At 33.8% G+C, this 17,667-nt stretch carries 18 protein-coding genes; 12 read left to right on the forward strand and 6 right to left on the reverse strand.

Annotated features, from left to right (window positions below):
* Position 1 precedes the first annotated feature (1 nt).
* Together ABJD27_RS02820 and ABJD27_RS02825 are read left to right on the forward strand one after the other, a co-directional pair.
* A complete protein-coding gene (locus ABJD27_RS02820) occupies positions 2–2,236 on the forward strand; it encodes a TonB-dependent receptor plug domain-containing protein (RefSeq protein ID WP_348171381.1) in 2,235 nt (744 codons plus the stop codon).
* A 6-nt stretch (positions 2,237–2,242) separates the two neighbouring features.
* A complete protein-coding gene (locus ABJD27_RS02825) occupies positions 2,243–2,617 on the forward strand; it encodes a hypothetical protein (protein ID WP_348171378.1) in 375 nt (124 codons plus the stop codon).
* Here ABJD27_RS02825 and xerD read toward each other — a convergent pair.
* Positions 2,614–3,519 carry a site-specific tyrosine recombinase XerD gene (xerD, locus tag ABJD27_RS02830; RefSeq protein ID WP_348171375.1) on the reverse strand — a complete coding sequence of 302 codons (906 nt, stop codon included), beginning with the start codon at positions 3,517–3,519 and terminating at the stop codon, positions 2,614–2,616. The genes ABJD27_RS02825 and xerD overlap by 4 nt on opposite strands.
* Before the next feature lie 129 nt (positions 3,520–3,648).
* On the opposite strand from xerD, the gene ABJD27_RS02835 reads away from it, so the two are divergent.
* The 6 genes from ABJD27_RS02835 (at position 3,649) to ABJD27_RS02860 (ending at position 8,583) form a co-directional block, all read left to right on the forward strand.
* Positions 3,649–4,194, forward strand: a complete 546-nt coding sequence (locus tag ABJD27_RS02835; RefSeq protein ID WP_348171373.1) for a porin family protein — start codon at positions 3,649–3,651, stop codon at positions 4,192–4,194.
* A gap of 94 nt (positions 4,195–4,288) precedes the next feature.
* On the forward strand, positions 4,289–4,951 hold the full coding sequence (locus tag ABJD27_RS02840; protein WP_348171370.1) for a porin family protein: 663 nt from the start codon (positions 4,289–4,291) through the stop codon (positions 4,949–4,951).
* Between the two features lie 102 nt (positions 4,952–5,053).
* Positions 5,054–5,467, forward strand: a complete 414-nt coding sequence (gene aroQ, locus ABJD27_RS02845) for a type II 3-dehydroquinate dehydratase (protein WP_348171367.1) — start codon at positions 5,054–5,056, stop codon at positions 5,465–5,467.
* A gap of 5 nt (positions 5,468–5,472) precedes the next feature.
* Positions 5,473–6,204: a diphthine--ammonia ligase gene (locus ABJD27_RS02850; protein WP_348171364.1), complete on the forward strand. Its 732-nt coding sequence runs from the start codon at positions 5,473–5,475 to the stop codon at positions 6,202–6,204.
* A 110-nt stretch (positions 6,205–6,314) separates the two neighbouring features.
* Entirely contained in the window at positions 6,315–6,746 is a 432-nt protein-coding gene (locus ABJD27_RS02855; RefSeq protein WP_348171361.1) for a hypothetical protein, read from the forward strand.
* Positions 6,747–6,750: 4 nt separating this feature from the next.
* Positions 6,751–8,583 (forward strand): hypothetical protein, encoded by a 1,833-nt coding sequence (locus tag ABJD27_RS02860; RefSeq protein ID WP_348171358.1) that lies wholly within the window; start codon positions 6,751–6,753, stop codon positions 8,581–8,583.
* Positions 8,584–8,660: 77 nt separating this feature from the next.
* Here ABJD27_RS02860 and lpdA read toward each other — a convergent pair whose 3' ends face one another.
* From lpdA to msrB (ABJD27_RS02875), 3 genes are all read right to left on the reverse strand, one after another.
* Complete coding sequence (lpdA, locus tag ABJD27_RS02865; RefSeq protein ID WP_348171355.1) at positions 8,661–10,037, reverse strand: dihydrolipoyl dehydrogenase; 1,377 nt, start codon at positions 10,035–10,037, stop codon at positions 8,661–8,663.
* Between the two features lie 119 nt (positions 10,038–10,156).
* Positions 10,157–10,549, reverse strand: coding sequence for a peptide-methionine (R)-S-oxide reductase MsrB (gene msrB / locus ABJD27_RS02870; protein WP_348171352.1), 393 nt, complete (start codon positions 10,547–10,549; stop codon positions 10,157–10,159).
* A gap of 84 nt (positions 10,550–10,633) precedes the next feature.
* Positions 10,634–11,110, reverse strand: coding sequence for a peptide-methionine (R)-S-oxide reductase MsrB (gene msrB / locus ABJD27_RS02875; protein WP_348171349.1), 477 nt, complete (start codon positions 11,108–11,110; stop codon positions 10,634–10,636).
* A gap of 277 nt (positions 11,111–11,387) precedes the next feature.
* Between msrB (ABJD27_RS02875) and ABJD27_RS02880 the strand changes: the two genes are divergently transcribed.
* The 4 genes from ABJD27_RS02880 (at position 11,388) to ABJD27_RS02895 (ending at position 15,731) form a co-directional block, all read left to right on the forward strand.
* A complete protein-coding gene (locus ABJD27_RS02880) occupies positions 11,388–12,215 on the forward strand; it encodes a M48 family metallopeptidase (protein WP_348171347.1) in 828 nt (275 codons plus the stop codon).
* Between the two features lie 66 nt (positions 12,216–12,281).
* Complete coding sequence (locus ABJD27_RS02885; protein ID WP_348171344.1) at positions 12,282–13,580, forward strand: MFS transporter; 1,299 nt, start codon at positions 12,282–12,284, stop codon at positions 13,578–13,580.
* 148 nt (positions 13,581–13,728) lie between these two features.
* Positions 13,729–14,904 carry a hypothetical protein gene (locus ABJD27_RS02890; protein WP_348171341.1) on the forward strand — a complete coding sequence of 392 codons (1,176 nt, stop codon included), beginning with the start codon at positions 13,729–13,731 and terminating at the stop codon, positions 14,902–14,904.
* 74 nt (positions 14,905–14,978) lie between these two features.
* Positions 14,979–15,731, forward strand: coding sequence for a metallophosphoesterase (locus ABJD27_RS02895; protein WP_348171338.1), 753 nt, complete (start codon positions 14,979–14,981; stop codon positions 15,729–15,731).
* Between the two features lie 83 nt (positions 15,732–15,814).
* Here ABJD27_RS02895 and ABJD27_RS02900 read toward each other — a convergent pair whose 3' ends face one another.
* Together ABJD27_RS02900 and ABJD27_RS02905 are read right to left on the reverse strand one after the other, a co-directional pair.
* Positions 15,815–16,534, reverse strand: a complete 720-nt coding sequence (locus tag ABJD27_RS02900) for a head GIN domain-containing protein (protein WP_348171335.1) — start codon at positions 16,532–16,534, stop codon at positions 15,815–15,817.
* 25 nt (positions 16,535–16,559) lie between these two features.
* Positions 16,560–17,642 carry a hypothetical protein gene (locus ABJD27_RS02905; RefSeq protein ID WP_348171332.1) on the reverse strand — a complete coding sequence of 361 codons (1,083 nt, stop codon included), beginning with the start codon at positions 17,640–17,642 and terminating at the stop codon, positions 16,560–16,562.
* Between the last annotated feature and the right edge of the window lie 25 nt (positions 17,643–17,667).

Genomic DNA, 17,667 nt, shown 5'->3' on the forward strand with positions numbered 1-17,667 from the left:
TATGAAAAAGATTGCTATTGTTTTTATTGTTTTTTTCGCTTTCGCGAAAGCGTATACCACACAAGCACAAGAGACTCAAAGTACAGAAAATATTATCTTCTACTGGGATGCTTCTCTATCGATGCAGGATAGAAATCTTTCTGTAGAGTTAGAGCATTTAGACTCTTTTTTTCAAAAACATAAAAATGCAATTGTTCACTTTGTACCTTTTAGTACAGAAGTCATTTCTGAAGAAAAATTTACCATAACAGATGGGAATTGGGCTTTGTTAAAAGAAGAATTAAAAAAGACAGTATATGATGGGGCAGTATCTTTTGACGTTCTAGATTTTAACCTACCTACCACTCATTATGTTATATCGACAGATGGTAAAAGTATTTCATCTGAATTGCCAAAAAAAGCAAGTGCTCCCGTACATATTATTACAAATACTACAGATAATTCTATTATACAACTGGCTTTAAATACGGTTGGGAGTCTTACAAATACAAAAAAACTAGCACTTAAAAAAGATAGACAACCCATTTCAGTTCAAGGATTTGTTATTGATAATAGTGTAGGAAATGGTCAGGCATTAGAAGGTGCGAGAATTACAATTGTAGGAAATAATGATATAGAAGCAGTTACTGATAGTAAAGGGAATTATAAAATAGAGGCATTTCCAGAAAGCGTGATAGAAGTATCCTATGTAGGAAAACAATCTAGACGTTTTAGAGTTGGAAATCAACGTACTTTAAATATTATTTTTAGCAATCAAGGAGATGTGCTTAAAGAAGTTGTGATTACAGGAAAAAGTAGAGATGAGGTTCCTGCCGAAGAAAAAGAAGTAGATTTAGGACAACATAAAATCCAGAAGAAAAGACTAGGATACTCTGTAGAAACCATTACTGATAAAGAGATATCTCAACTTGATTTAGATGTAAAACAAGCTGTAAAAGGGCAGTTTGCAGGTCTTGAAATAGCAAATAATGGTACCAATAGAGTCGATTTATCTCAGTTTTTGGGGCGTCATAAAAATATGACAATCTTAGGAGATCAAACAGGATTAGTAGTCATCGATGGGGTGCCACAATCAAAAACAAATTCTGGAGGTTTTGATGATCTTCAAGGAATAGCTTACAATAGTGACAATATAGGGGATACTTCTCATATCAATCCAGATAATATTGCAAGTATTACCTACCTTAAAGGACTTGCAGCTACAAATAGATATGGAACTTTAGGAAAAGGAGGTGTGATACTGATTACGACCAAATCTGCACTTGCTGGAGAGGTTGCACAGAGAGACACTACTCCTAAAGGGACAACAGCCACATACTCAGATACTGCATTAGAAATAGAATCATTACCTGAGACAGATTATATTAAAGCGTTACAAAAGCATACTACGATAGATGCTGCTTTTGAAGAATATCTTATACAACGTGAAGCATATGGTAGCTCGCCTAGTTTTTACCTCAATGTAGCCGATTATTTTGAAGGATGGAATAATATAGAAATGACCTCTCGTATTCTTTCTAATGTTTCTGAAATTGCTAGAGGTGATGCAACAGCATTGCGAGCTATGGCTTTTAAAATGGACGAAATAGGAGATAAAAAGAAAGCTTTAGAAGCATATAAATATATCAATCGTATTAGATCTTTAGAAGTACAATCATATCGTGACCTTGCACTTGCTTATGCAGAGAATGGTGATATAAGCAATGCTTTTAGAATATATCAAAGCATTGTAGAAGGTAAAGGAAATATTAATATAAATGCCTCAGGAATAGGAGAGAGTCTTATTAAAGAATATAAAAACTTCATTAGAAAATATAAATCAGCAATAAATGTAAGTACAGTTTCTCCAGTGTTTTTAAAGAAACCAGAAACCTTTAAAAAACGCATTGTTTTAGAATGGAATCATCAAGATGCTGAATTTGATTTGCAAATCGTAAATCCTCAAAACAGATTTTTTACTTGGGAACACACAGAAAAAGTAGCGATGCAACGCATTGTTCAAGAGAAAAGAGATGGTTTTCAAATGGAAGAGTTTTTCTTAACCGAAGATGATAAAGGGAAGTGGACATTTAATATCATTTATTATGGTAAAATGTCAGATGATGATGGATCACCTACATACATGAAATTTACAGTGTATGATGATTATGGAACTCTTACAGAGGTTAAAGAGGTAAAAGTTGTCCGTTTGACAGATGTAAATCAACCCTATACAGTTCTTGAAATATCGATGTAACATTGTATGGAGAAACCTATAATAAGAGACATTTTAAGTCAAATACGTAGCGATAACGGAAAGATTAAACCTGAGTTGATTAATAAATCAAATTATTTTGATTTAAATAAAATGATTGACTATTTAGACAATGGAAGGAAAATTAGTACAGTAGCTAGTAAGGAAATCTGTGAACTATGTGGAGAAGAAGCAGGTTCTAGAAATTATCATATTGACGGAAAATGGATATGGCCCATATGGATAAAACATTATTTAGTAAAACATAAATTAGAACTTCCTGAATCGTTTATTCTTTATATGCGCGAAAATAATTTTAAAATCTTGGAAGCTAACCTTGTAGAAAAGATAGCTAATCAAAAAATAGATTTTGATGTAATTTAATTCTCTTTACTCCTAGGATGATATTTATGAAGTATATCAGAAAGTTGTGAACGGTCTACATGCATATAGATTTCTGTTGTAGTGATACTCTCATGACCTAGCATTTGTTGTATAGACCGTAAGTCGGCTCCATTTTGAAGTAAATGAGTAGCAAAGCTATGTCTAAAGGTATGCGGGCTAATGACTTTTTGGATACCAGCTTTTACAGCCAGATCTTTTATAATTGTAAAAACCATAGCACGTGTTAATTGGCGCCCTCTCCGATTAAGGAATAGCGTATTGGTATACTCAGGTTTTGGGTGCTCATGTACACGTACCTCATTTCGATATATGTTAATATACTTTTGTGTATGCGAACTTATAGGAACAAAGCGTTGTTTGTCTCCTTTTCCTGTGACACTAATAAACCCTTCTTCAAAATATAAATCAGACAGTTGTAAACTAATGAGTTCTGATACACGAAGACCACAAGCATATAAGCACTCTAACATCGATCTATTACGTTCTCCTTGTGGATGACCTAAGTCAATAGCCGCAATGAGGGCGTCTATTTCTTCTTCGGCTAATGTATCTGGGAGTTTACGTCCTATTTTTGGAGATTCGATAAGATCGGTAGGATTATCTTTGCGATAATCTTCAAAAATAAGGTAATTAAAAAAACCTTTTAACCCAGAGATAATACGAGCTTGAGATCTGGGTTGTACTTCTTTTGCAATCTGATAAATAAACTGCTGAATTTCTTCTTTAGAAATAGTAATAGGACTTTTTGTAATGGTATGTTCCTTAAGAAATTTTGTAAGCTTGGTAAGATCTCTAGAGTAATTTGAAATAGTATTGTCAGACAGTCCTCGCTCTATACGTAAGTAATTTTTATAATCAGTAATACTATTGTTCCAGTTCATGTAAGTAAAGAATGCATTTTGTGACTACCCTCGTTTATATTAAAAACAAGGGAGTTTAAAAGTACTTGTTTTTTATTTATTCTACAGAAATATGATGATTTCTACCATTATTTAATAACATATTTATCTATGAAAAGAATTACTTTGATTGTACTGATTGCAGTATTTGGATGTCTCACTATGAATGCACAAAAAACACGAATTGGTGTTACAGGTGGTGTCGTAAATGCAGGAGGTCGTGTTGAACTGGATGGGCAAACTGTTAAGAATAATAGGCAAGGCGTATATGCAGGTATTGTTTTTGATCTAAGAATTACGAGTAGGATTCATATAGAAACAGAAGTAGATTATTTAATTGCTGGAAATACGAATTTTATACAAATTCCTCTCTTTGTAAAGTTTTATATGGGAGACACTAATTTTTATTTTCAAGCAGGACCTCAGTTTTCCTATACCTTAGATGATACCTCAGAAGACTTGGGAAAATCTAATATCGCTTTGGGATTTGGAGCTGGCTTTGATCTTAATGATCATGTAAATCTTAATTTGCGTTTTGCGCCACAACTCAATGATTATTTTGAAGGGGATGATGATGAAGTGAGTACCAAAATTAACTTCTTTAGTATAGGAGTTGCTTATAAACTTACCTTGAGATCAAAAGATAAGAAAGGATAATTTTATGTATACTTTTTAAAAAGATAATAGATTATGTAACATTTCTTTTATAATACTACTTATGGAGTACACTAAAACCAATTAAATAGTAATTATGAAAAAACATTTTCTTTTAGCGATACTAGCAATAATGACGATTACTAGTATTAATGCACAAGAAAAAATCTCTTTTGGAGTAAAAGGAGGGGTTAATTTTGCCACTTTTGGAGGGAGAGATTTTATAGTAGATCAAAAAACGAGAACAGGATTTCATGTAGGTGTATTAGTAGAAGTACCTATATCTAATAAATTTTCTATACAACCTGAACTTATGTATTCACAGCAGGGGAGTAGAACAGAATCTGAGTTTGCTACAATCATGAATCCTAATGACCCAACAATTTTAATAGCATCAGAATCTATCTCAAAATTTAGTTATATAAACGTACCAATCCTTGCTAAATATACTATAGTAAAAGGATTAAGTGTAGAAGCTGGTCCTCAGTTTGGATTTAATATTGATTCAGAATTAGAAGTTAGTAATATTATTTCTGGTAATGAGACAGTGAGTACCGAAGATATTTCAGATAGAACAAATACCTTTGATTTTGGACTTGCTGTAGGTGGAGAATATGAACTTCCTATTGGGCTATTTTTTCAAGCGCGATATATTTTAGGAATAAGTAATATTGATAGTACAGAAGTACAACTAGGAGGACCTAATGAAGATAGTTTGACCAATCGTAATTTTCAATTGTCGGCGGGATATAAATTTTAAATTAAGAAAAGAATTATACGTTAAAGTGCTTTCTAACAAGAAAGCGCTTTTTTTATGCTTGTATATGTAGTATTTTTATGCTTTCGCGAAAGCATAAAATTTATGAAAATACGCATCATTAATGGCCCTAATCTCAATCTTTTAGGAAAACGTGAACCAGAAATATACGGAGGACACTCTTTTGAAGATTATTTTAAAGAACTACAGGCTAAATTTAAAAACATAGAGCTTTCCTATATTCAATCTAATGTAGAAGGAGAGTTGATTACACACATTCAAGAAGCAGATACTACTTGTGATGGTGTGATCTTAAATGCAGCAGCGTATACACATACTTCTGTAGGTATAGGAGATGCTGTTGCTGCAATAGGAATTCCAGTGATAGAAGTGCATATCTCTAATACATTTGGGCGAGAAGAGTTTCGTCATCAGTCATTTATATCAAAATATGCAAAGGGTGTTATCTTAGGATTTGGACTTCAAAGTTACGATCTTGCTATTCAAAGCTTTTTATAAAACAGATGCATAAAACATATTTTAATTGGAGTAGTGGTAAAGATTCTAGTCTAGCACTATATAAGATATTACAAGATTCTGAGTATGAGGTTTCAAAACTTATTACAACGGTAAATTCTGATTATAAACGTGTATCTATGCACGGGTTACGTCTTGAACTTCTAGAACAACAAGCAGCAAGTATAGAATTGCCTTTACAACAAATAGCGTTTCCAGCACAAGTTACTATGGAAGCATATTCTAATACGATGCGTACTAAGGTTACAGAATTGTGCTCAAATGGATATACTCATGGCGTTTTTGGAGATATTTTCCTGGAAGATCTAAGAGCATATCGAGATGAACAATTAACAAAAGTTGGAATAAAAGGAGTATATCCTTTATGGAAAAAAGATACAAAGGCATTACTTAAAGAGTTTATTGATTTAGGATTTAAAGCCATAACGGTTTGTGTGAATGCAAAATATCTAGATGAACATTTTTGCGGTAGACAGATCGATGCTTCCTTTATAGAAGATTTGCCAGATACAGTAGATGTATGTGGAGAGCATGGAGAGTTTCATACGTTTGTATATGATGGCCCTATTTTTAAACACCCTATTCCTTTTACGATAGGAGAGAAGGTACTACGCGGTTATGATAAGGCGGATGATGAAGAGGATAATTGCTTTGTAGATGATGATGATCAAAAAAGTTGGGATACAGCATTCTGGTATTGTGATTTATTGCCAGAATAATTAATATATAAAATTGATTATCAATAAAATCGGGGGTTTCCCCCCTTTTTTTTGTCTTTTTTTTAATATATTTTTAACAATTCATACATATTCTAACTAACTAAACTCATATGATAGAACCAATTCCTTTATCCAAGACTAACTCTGGCTTAGCTAATAGCGTTTTTAATGATACTTTAGATTCGACAAATGTGCCAGCAACACTTATACTGGTGATAGGTGATACTACTCAATCCAATACCGCTGTAAAAACACTTACTTCTCTTATTAATTCTGATGATCATTTTTATAAAGGAGTAAGAGTTGTACAAGCTCCAAATATTGATTTTATTCTTGATACATTAAAAGGTTTAAACGTTAGTCCAAGACTAAAAACTATAAAATGGAACTCTATTAATTCATATTTGATTTTTTCGATTACTAATGTTTTTAATAATATTGGTAATGTAGTACTAGCTTCTAAGTTTGATAATCAACCAAAACGATATATTGATACATCAATTATGTTGGCATTGGCTTTTGATAAAAATTTAAATGCATAAAATCATGAGTATAAAAATAAACGTTCGAGTTCTTACTTTCATCTGTTGTTATTGTATTTCGATAGTGATGTCTTATGGACAAAACAAAGAAGGGCAAGACAAAGAAAGTGATGATAATCAAAAATCTGTATTTTTTATTTTAGAAAAAGATAGAGATGGTGACTATCAGGATAAAGAGTCTTCATATATTAATAATAAGATTGTAGATATTAATAGTGTTTTACAAATAGATTTAGATCTAGGAACTATTACATCTAAAATAGAGGATAATACAACTGGTTTACCTGCTGGTATTGGGGAAAAGATTAACAAACTTACGTTTGCTTTAAAAGATCGTAAAAATGCTCTTAAAGTATTTGATAGCTTATTGGGTACTTACAATTATGATGACTTCAAAAAAAACCCTGATCTTAATAAAGAATGGGCTTCTGCTATGCAAAAATCAGCTATGATTGTTGTAAATCTTTGGGATGTAAGTTCTTATATAGCGTCTGGAGATGACGGAAATGCAGACCCATTACCAGGTCCTACCTACGAAAGAGCACAGATAGAACTGGAACGTATGACTAAAGAGGTAGAGGATTTTGCTGAGAAGCAAGGAGTTTATGTGCAATTTGGAGCATGGTTGTATAAGAAAAACAATCAAAATACAGCATTACATATTCCTGGTTTTGATTCTATTAAACCACAAACACCTTATCAAGTAGAAAGATGGCGAATACTTCCAACAACAGAGCAATTAGCACAATTACAAGATGCTAGTGCCTTAGCTCAAGAAAATAAAGATGCTGGATTATCAGTTCTTAAAAAGGCTATTGATGTACAGGTAAAACAATTAGAAGGAGTAGTTACAGGACAATTTAACTTACTTGTAGACTCTTTAAGTCAAGAAGTGAAGCAAGTAGTTGATGATAGAATTGGGCCAATAATTACAGATTTAGATGCTTTAAAGACGAAGATTAATAGTTTTAAAAGCAGCGTAAAAGAACGTATTTCATATTATGAAAATCTAACTGTAAATTCTCAAACTTCTGTAATACAGGTATTGACACATATTGAAGGTGATGTGAATTTTATTGAAAATGATGGTAAAGCATTATTAGCTCAGGCTACTAAATTATATGATGATATTAAAGCGACGATTAGTGACGCAGCGATTTTGGAAGGACTTGCAGAAAATGTAAAAAATCACTTTAAGACTTGGTTAGATGCAACTTTAGAGAAAACGAATATTTCTAAAATAAAAGAACTTTTACAAGGAACCCCAGTCGATTTTGAGTTATTAAAATTTAGCGATAAGGTTTTTAAATTATCATTAAAGGATTTACCAAAGCAAGCAGATTTAGATTTATATAGTACTGGAGTACGACAAGATGGTGATCGTATAGCATTTAAGTTTGAGGTGGCCACTAAAGAGAAAACCATATATACAGAAAATAGAGAAGTATATATGTTTAGAATTTTACCACATATAGAAAGTACTGTTGGTGTTATTTTTGCAGATCCACTTGCTAGGACAAATGTACAAACACAATTTCAGATGGCTCCTTATTATAACTTGATTCTCAAGGGACTTTGGGATCAGAAATTAAGAAGAGAAAGTGTAACGTATAACAAGATTTTTAACTGGGGGATTGGACTTCATATTTCTGCACCAGATTTTGACGGAGATGATGTGCCAGAGCTAGGTACTGGTTTAGTTGTATCCATACTAAACGATTATGTACAATCAGGAATTGCTATTAATGTATTTACTGGTGATCCATATTGGTATTTTGGATTGAGATTACCAATTCCATCTTTTAATATAGGCTCGATTCCTACAAGCTCAAATTAAAAGCATATCATTATAATATAAAAAAAACACCTTATTAAAATTTAATAAGGTGTTTTTTTATGGAGTGATTTTATATGTTATAGATGAATTACTTCATCATACGCATCAGCCACAGCTTCCATCACAGCTTCACTCATCGTAGGGTGTGGGTGAATTGTTTTTAGAACTTCGTGACCAGTTGTTTCTAATTTACGACCAAGAACTGCTTCTGCAATCATATCAGTAACACCAGCACCTATCATGTGACATCCTAGCCATTCTCCATACTTTGCGTCAAAGATTACTTTTACAAAACCATCTTTTGCTCCAGAAGCACTCGCTTTACCAGAGGCAGAAAATGGAAACTTACCTATTTTAAGTTCGTAACCAGCTTCTTTTGCTTGCTTTTCAGTCATTCCTACACTTGCAATTTCTGGAGTAGCATATGTACACCCAGGAATGTTAGAATAATCAATAGCTTCTACATGTATTCCTGCAATTTTCTCTACACAAGTAATTCCTTCGGCAGAAGCTACGTGCGCAAGCGCAGGTCCTTTTGTTACATCTCCAATAGCATAATATCCAGGCATGTTTGTTTGATACCAGTCATTTACTATGATTTTATCACGGTCTACAACAATACCTACATCTTCTAATCCTATATTTTCAATATTGGTTTTAATTCCTACAGCAGAAAGAACGATATCTGCTTCTAGTGTTTCTTCACCTTTCTTTGTTTTAACAGTAGCTTTTACTCCGTCTTTTGTTTTTTCTACTTTTTCAACAGAGCTATTTGTCATGACTTTGATTCCAGCTTTCTTCATAGAACGTCCAAATTGTTTTGAAACATCCTCATCTTCTACAGGAACTACATTAGGCATATACTCTACGATGGTTACTTCTGTACCCATAGAATTATAAAAACTCGCAAACTCTACACCAATAGCACCAGATCCTACAACAATCATTTTCTTAGGTTGCTCTGGTAATGTCATTGCTTCACGATACCCTATGACAGTTTTTCCATCTTGTGGTAAACTAGGTAATTCTCTAGAACGTGCACCAGTTGCAATAATGATATGATCTGCACTGTATTCTTTTCCGTCTACATCTACTTTCTTTCCAGGCTTAATCTTCCCATATCCTTCAATGACGTCGATTTTATTCTTTTTTAATAAGAATTGAACCCCTTTACTCATTCCCTCTGCAACTCCACGACTACGTTTTACAACAGCAGCAAAATCTTTATCAGCATTTTCTACTTTAAGACCGTAATCTTCTGCGTGTTTAAGGTATTCAAAAACTTGGGCACTTTTAAGTAATGCTTTTGTTGGGATACATCCCCAGTTTAAGCATACACCGCCAAGGCTTTCTTTTTCTACAACTGCAGTTTTTAAACCGAGTTGAGAAGCTCTAATAGCTGTTACATATCCGCCAGGGCCAGTTCCCAAAACGATAACATCATACTTGCTCATATTTAGATTTTTTTAGGTCTATTTTCTAGTGCGAAAATACATATTAAACACCATATCTTAAAACTAAAATCCCGAAGTGTTTCTTCAGGATTTTAATTATTATTATTTTGGAAAGAAGATTATCCTTTAAAATCGATACTTGCCGAATTTACACAGTAGCGTTGTCCAGTATTTGTTGGCCCATCATCAAAGACATGTCCGAGATGAGATCCACAATTTGCACATAAGATTTCTGTACGCATCATACCGTGAGTGGTATCTCGCACATACTCTACAGTTCCTTCTATAGAAGCATCAAAACTTGGCCAGCCACAACCACTGTCAAACTTGCTTGTACTATCAAATAATTGAGCATCACACGCACCACAATTATAGGCACCATCATCTTGATGAAGATTATAGGTTCCTGTAAATGGACGTTCTGTTCCTTTTTCTCTAAGGATTTTATAGCGTTCTGGACCTAATTGCTCTAGCCACTCTGCTTCTGTTTTTTCAACGGGATATTTTTTCATAAGTACTATATTCCTAATGATATGGAAATTTTATTATGGTTAATCAATCTCTGTTTTTATACTTAATACTAAGATAAGATATTATTAACCTTCTGGTTCAAATACAAGAGCATCACCATTAATACAATGACGTTTTCCTGTTGTATTTCTAGGTCCATCTGTAAAGACATGACCTAAATGCCCACCACAATTTGCACAATGCTCTTCTGTACGTGTATATCCTAATTTACGATCTGTAGAGTAGGTTACGTTTCCTTCTATAGGACGATCAAAACTTGGCCATCCTGTACCACTATCAAATTTATGTTGCCCTTCAAAAAGAGCAATACCACATCCAGCACACTTATAAGTTCCGTTTGAATAATTCTTATTTAGGTCACTAGAAAACGGACGTTCTGTCCCCGCTTTACGTAAAATATAATATTGATCAGGAGTAAGTTCTGCTTTCCATTCGGCATCTGTTTTATGAACAGGAAAGACTTCTGGTGTTTTTTCTTGCGCTTTTCCATTGCAACTTACTAAGACCAATGCAAATAAAGCGAGTATACATTGTTTTATCATAATTTTTCTTTTTGTAAAAATACGTTTAATCGATTTTTTAGTCGTAAAAAGAACTCAGAAATGACACTTGGTACATAAGTATTTTATCTAGATGATTTTTCTCAAGAGTCCGCTTTCGCGAAAGCGGTTACCCATTAAACCTCATTTTAAAATGTGTTATTATGTGTCATTCATCCTTATAAAAACGATTTTAATCTTAATTGAAGTTTTATCGCCTAGAGTTTATAGAGTTTTTAAAGTTATTTGTAACTTTAGTGTACTTAAATCAATGATGACCATGAAAACAAAGCAATTATTTACTCTTGTACTAACTGTTGTATTAGTGTGTGCTTGTAAGACAAGTCCTTTTACAGGCAAGAAGACCTTAAATTTTGTAAGCAACGATCAACTATTTCCATTAGCGTTTCAGCAATATGATCAGTTTCTTTCTGAAAATAATGTAGTGACAGGTACTGCCGATGCAAATATGGTAAAACGCGTAGGCGAAAAAATTGCAGTAGCCGCAGAGCGATACCTTACAGCATTAGGAGAACCAGGATACCTTAAGGATTATCGATGGGAATATAATCTAGTAAATGATGATGCCGTAAATGCTTGGGCAATGCCAGGTGGTAAGATTGTTGTTTACACAGGAATATTACCTATAACGCAATCAGAAAGAGGTCTTGCCATGGTGATGGGGCATGAACTTGCACATGCACTGGCTGATCACGGAGCACAGCGTATGAGTGCAGCACAAATCCAACAAGGAGTTGGACTCGGTGTAGCAGTAGGAGCAGGGCTAAGTGATACAACTCCAGCGCAACAACAAGCAGTGATGCAATTATATGGAGTAGGATCACAAGTGCTAGGAATGCTTCCTTTTAGCCGTTCTCACGAGACACAAGCAGATGAAATAGGTATTGTAATTGCAGCCATTGCAGGGTACGATCCTTATGAAGCAGCAAATTTATGGAAACGTATGAAAGCAAACAGTGGAGGACAAGCACCGCCACAAATACTAAGCACACACCCTTCTAATGATTCTAGAATTGCAAACCTTACTAGAATGGCACCAGTTGCAGTAAAAGAAGCTGCAAAATTTGGCGTTACAGATTTTAATTAAGAACATTTTACAATAATATCTTGATAAGAAAGCTACACAATCGTGTAGCTTTCTTATTTTAGTGATATGAAGACACAATTAGAAAAAGGAAGTAAGAAGCTTTTAAATGCGTGGGCATTTTATGATTGGGCAAATTCGGTATATAGTCTGGTCATCGCATCGGCTATATTTCCCATTTTTTATGATGCTATTTTTTCAATAGCAGGAAGAGACACACAAGTAGTTTTTGGAGTAGAGTGGAAGAGTAGTTCTTTGATTTTTGGAACTACAGCCGTTGCTTTTTCCATTGTAGCGATTATATCTCCATTACTTTCTGGAGTAGCCGATTTCTTAGGAAATAAAAAGTTCTTCCTGAAATTCTTTTGCTATTTAGGAGCGTTGAGTACTATAGGATTATATTTCTTTTCTGTTGATCACATTTTTATAGGACTTACGCTATATCTACTGGCTTTAGTTGGTTTCTGGGGTAGTCTCGTTTTTTATAATTCGTATTTACCAGATATAGCAAATGTTGATCAACATGATAGTATCAGTGCAAAAGGGTTTTCTTTAGGATATATAGGGAGTGTGATCCTTCTTTTGATATGTCTTGGCATGGTCATGAGTCAAGAGGAAACTAAAGATCAAGTTGATATGATGAAATATTCATTTATACTCACAGGAGTATGGTGGATTGTATTTAGTCAGTATACCTATAAGTATTTACCTAAAGGAAATAAGAGTGATGGTACCTTATCTAAGGGTGTTTTTTATCAAGGATTTAAAGAACTTAAATCCATATGGGCAGAGATGCATCATAAACCTCGTTTAAAAGCATACCTTATTGCATTCTTTGTCTATAGTATGGGAGTACAGACGGTAATGCTAGCAGCAGCATATTTTGGAGCCGAAGAATTGGATTGGGGAGAGACAGATAAGACTCTAGGACTTATTGTGAGTATCTTGTTAATCCAGTTAGTCGCAGTCGTTGGAGCTACGTTAACCTCAAAATTATCGGCAAGAATTGGAAATATCAAAGCACTTATTGTGATCAATATCATATGGATTGCGATTTGTGCCTGGGCATTTTTTGTATATACCCCTATTCAGTTTTATATAACAGCAGCTGTTGTAGGTTTAGTGATGGGAGGAGTACAAGCACTTTCTAGATCTACTTATGCGAAGTTTCTTCCAGAAACAGATGATACTACCTCGTATTTTAGCTTTTATGATGTATCTGAGAAGATAGGAATTGTTTTTGGAATGCTTATGTTTCTTGCCATGCAAGAACTTACAGGAAGTATGAGATATTCTATTATCTTTTTAATCTTATTTTTTGGTGTAGGTGTTCTCTTGTTAAGAAGAGTTCCTAAAGAAGGGAAATAATTAGGTTCTATTTTTAATAGTATGCTTTCGCGAAAGCGTATACTAGAAGATGATCTATCTAAGCATTGTTTATATTGAGACATTTTAGTAAATGAGAGTAAAATATTTTACTTAAGTTTGCGTTTGAAGTTTACAAATCTAAATCAGAATGAAAAAAATATCCTACTATTTATCCCTTCTTTTAGTACTAACAACAATTACCTTTATTTCTTGTGATGATGAGCAATTAGAAGGAGAGTTCTTTCCTGACTCAGGAGATAGTGAACTACTCCTAGACAAATGGTGGTTTGACAGTGATGACTTTGCTACGGACTTGTTTTTTTCCTCTAGTGGAATTTTTCAACAACGATTAGGTACAACAGAGGGATCTGGTACTTGGCAATATATAGATGAAGGAAATGGCTTAATACAAGTAAATGATGTTAATACTCCAGGACAACTAGTTCCAAACTTTATAGTTAGGATTTCTGATCTTCAGATATCAACGATGACAGCTGAGATATCTGTTAATGAGGGAGACACCTTTAGTAATTCAGTCTTTTATCAAGATACAGACCCTAATCCGAACCCTGATCCAGACCCAGACCCTTCTTCTTGTGATGATGTAACAGCAATAGCTACAAATGCTCAAGTAGCATTTGAAAATGCTACTCCTGATAACGAATTGGCCTTATGTAATGCTTATAGAACAGCTTTAGAAGCACAAATAACAGCATGTGGAGATGCAGATGGAAGTATACAAGCTATTATTGATGGGTTAAATTGTATGGACCCTGCTTGTGCTACTGCTATTACAGCTACAGAAGACGCTCTCGCAGTATTTAATATGACAGATATTGCAGATGAAATGGCCTATGTTGAAGCCTGTGGTAACTACTCATTAGCTTTACAAGAACAAATTATTGCTTGTGGAGATGAAGATGGAAGTTTACAAGCTATTGTAGATGAGCTAGGTGATTGTTCTATCCCTGAAGATGATGGGCCAGTACGAATGACTATAGATGGAGAATTTAAAAACTTTAATGTAGCCGAGGCTCCTATTAATGGCTCTACATTTGAAGTAACTGCAACTGATATAGATACAACTGATACTTTTGAGTTTACAGTCGTATTACAACAAACGGGAGAAAACATTATTCAAGGTGTTGTACTTACTATAGACGGTGTTGCTTTTCTACCTGTTTTAAATGGTGATCCTCAATTTATGAGTGAGATCACTCAAAATGATGGAGTGATGATTGTAGGAACTTTCTCAGGACCTATGATGAATGCCGATGGTGATGTAATTACTATAACTGGAGGAATTATCAATATAGAGATCTAAGAAGACTGCTATAAAATATATAAAAAAAGAGGCGGTCATACCGCCTCTTTTTTTATACATAAAATCGAAAAAATATGCTTATTCAATTATGTTCTGATTTGCACCTTGAGTTTAAAGAAAATCGTGATTGGTTAAAAAAACATCCATTGGTGGCTAAGGGAGAGGTACTTATTATTGCAGGCGATACTTTCCATCTAGATAAGAATTTTGAATCTTTAGATTTTATTAAAAAAGTATCTGATGAATTTAAAATGACATACCTCATTCCAGGAAATCATGAGTATTATGGAGGATTTGATGTAGCTACTGCGATGAATAGTTCTCGAATAGAGATAAAAAAAAATGTGGTACTAGTCCATAACGTGACAGAACACATAGAAGGAGTTCACTTTATATTTTCTACACTATGGTCTAAAATTCAAAAGAACATTCTCGAAGTTTATAGAGGAATGACTGATTTTAGAAGAATTAAGTATCAAGGAAATCCGTTTACGATAAATGATTTTAATACCATTCATGATGCATGTTTTGAGTTTATAAAAAAGGAAGTTGCAAAAGAAGGTAAAAAGATCGTTGTGACGCATCATCTTCCAAGTGATGCCTGCAATGCTCAAGAGTTTATGAGAAGTGTTTTAAATGATGCCTTTTGTGTAGATAAGACAGACTTTATTTCAAGGTCTGATATCGATTATTGGATCTATGGGCATAGTCATAGAAATCTTCCTGATTTTACGATAGGAAAAACCAAGATGATCACCAATCAATTAGGGTATTTAGGAATGAATGAGCATCGTACTTTTAATTTTGAAAAGGTGATAGATATCTAGGATTATTTTATTTAAAATCTAAAAGCCAAAAAAAAGGCGCTCCCGAAGGAGCGCCTTTTTTTGAACTATACGATAGACATTTTCTAGTTCATAGAGATTTTACCAGAACCAGATACCTTTGTGTCTTGTTTATCTGGGTTTCCATAATACTCAATATCTCCAGAACCACTTACACGTGCTTTAAGACTTTTGCTACAATTTATAGCAACATCTCCAGAACCAGCAACACTTACAATAGCATTATCTGCTTTTAATTCCTTTGCATGTATCTCTCCAGACCCAGCAACACTAGCTTTTATATCTCTACTATTTCCTTTTAATGTAAGATCTCCAGACCCAGCAACACTAGCATCTATATTATCTGCATCTACTTTTAAAGTAAGATCTCCAGACCCAGCTACAGCTGTTTTAAAGTTTGTTGCTTTGATAAGATCTTTGTTCCACATTTCTCCAGACCCAGCAAGAGATACTTCACTTATATCCTGAAAAGGAACGGTGATTTTAATTTTCTTAGTACTGCGTATATTTTTATTGTTTACTACTTTAATTTTAAGCGCATTTCCTCTTACTTCTGTAACAATATATTCTAATAAATTACTTTCTCCCTTTATAGTGATAGTACCTTCTGTTCCAGCAACTAACTCTACATCAAAAGAACCTCCTACATTGATCTCGTCATACGTTCCTACAGATCGTGTGATTGTAGTTACATTACCATTTCCTTTTACTCCTTTACCCCACCATTGCGCTTGTACTTGCAATGAAGTTACTAAGACTAGACAGATTGTGATTATTTGTTTCATAATATTCGATTTTAGATTGATTTATTTATAATTTGTTTAAGGCAACTCCTCCATATTCAGAGTTGATATTTATATTGTTTTGGCTATTGGCATTTCCATAATACCCTTCATAATATTTATCCCCAGTTTCAACTTGTTTTTTTGAAAACTCTAAATCACCTTGACCACTCAGTCCAGCATATTCAAGAGAGATATTAAATGTGAAGTTGTAATTACTGTTGTACCCTAATTTGACTCCTGTATAATCACTTTGGATGATTACATCACCAGCATTAGCGCTTAACTCATCTATACGTACAGAACCATAGTTTGTGTTGAGGTTTACATCTCCGTTTACAGTGCCAAATGTTGTCGTTAAATGATCTCCTCGTCCTACAAGTACTCCTGTAGTACCAGCTTTAAGTCTTCCATAGTCACATACATAATTTAGATTTTCTACTTCCCCAAATTCACTTCTTGTATGATCTGCATTTAAGTCAATATTACCTGCACTTTCTATTGTAAAACTTGAATAATCTGCGGTAATACGACCACTCTTCATATACTCTATAGTGACATTATTTGTGTAGTCAAAGTTTAAGCTATTGTTATCCCCTAGTAACTTACCTATGATAAGTTTACCATAATCACAGTTTATTTTTGTGTTCCCTTGTATCTCATTAATATAGATTCCTCCATAGTCATTGCTAATATCAACATCGATGGTTACAGGCACTTTTACTTCGTATCGTATTTCTCTATTTACATTGCTATCTTTCCAACTACTCCACCAAGAACGACTGCCTTTATTTAATTTTGTAGTAGCACTTACAAAGCTTGCATTCCCTTCAAAATCTACGTCGATCTCATCCATTTTTTTTTGTACCGCTTCTTCATTATTTCCATTCGTTTTGATAAAAACTTCGATAAGGATGCGATTCTCATTCCAAGAAACAACATTTATATTCCCATAGCTATTATCTATTTTTAATCGAGCATCAGGATTTACGGTATATTCCTTCTTTATTTTTTTTTCTTTAGTATATTTCCCTTTAAAGCCATTGTATGCAAGTGCAATAGTGGGGATACTTATAAGGATAAAAAGAAGTATTTTAATTTTTGTTTTCATAATATTTTGGTTGTAAACCAGTCTT

This window comes from Dokdonia sp. (assembly GCF_039945015.1).
Lineage (GTDB): Bacteria > Bacteroidota > Bacteroidia > Flavobacteriales > Flavobacteriaceae > Dokdonia.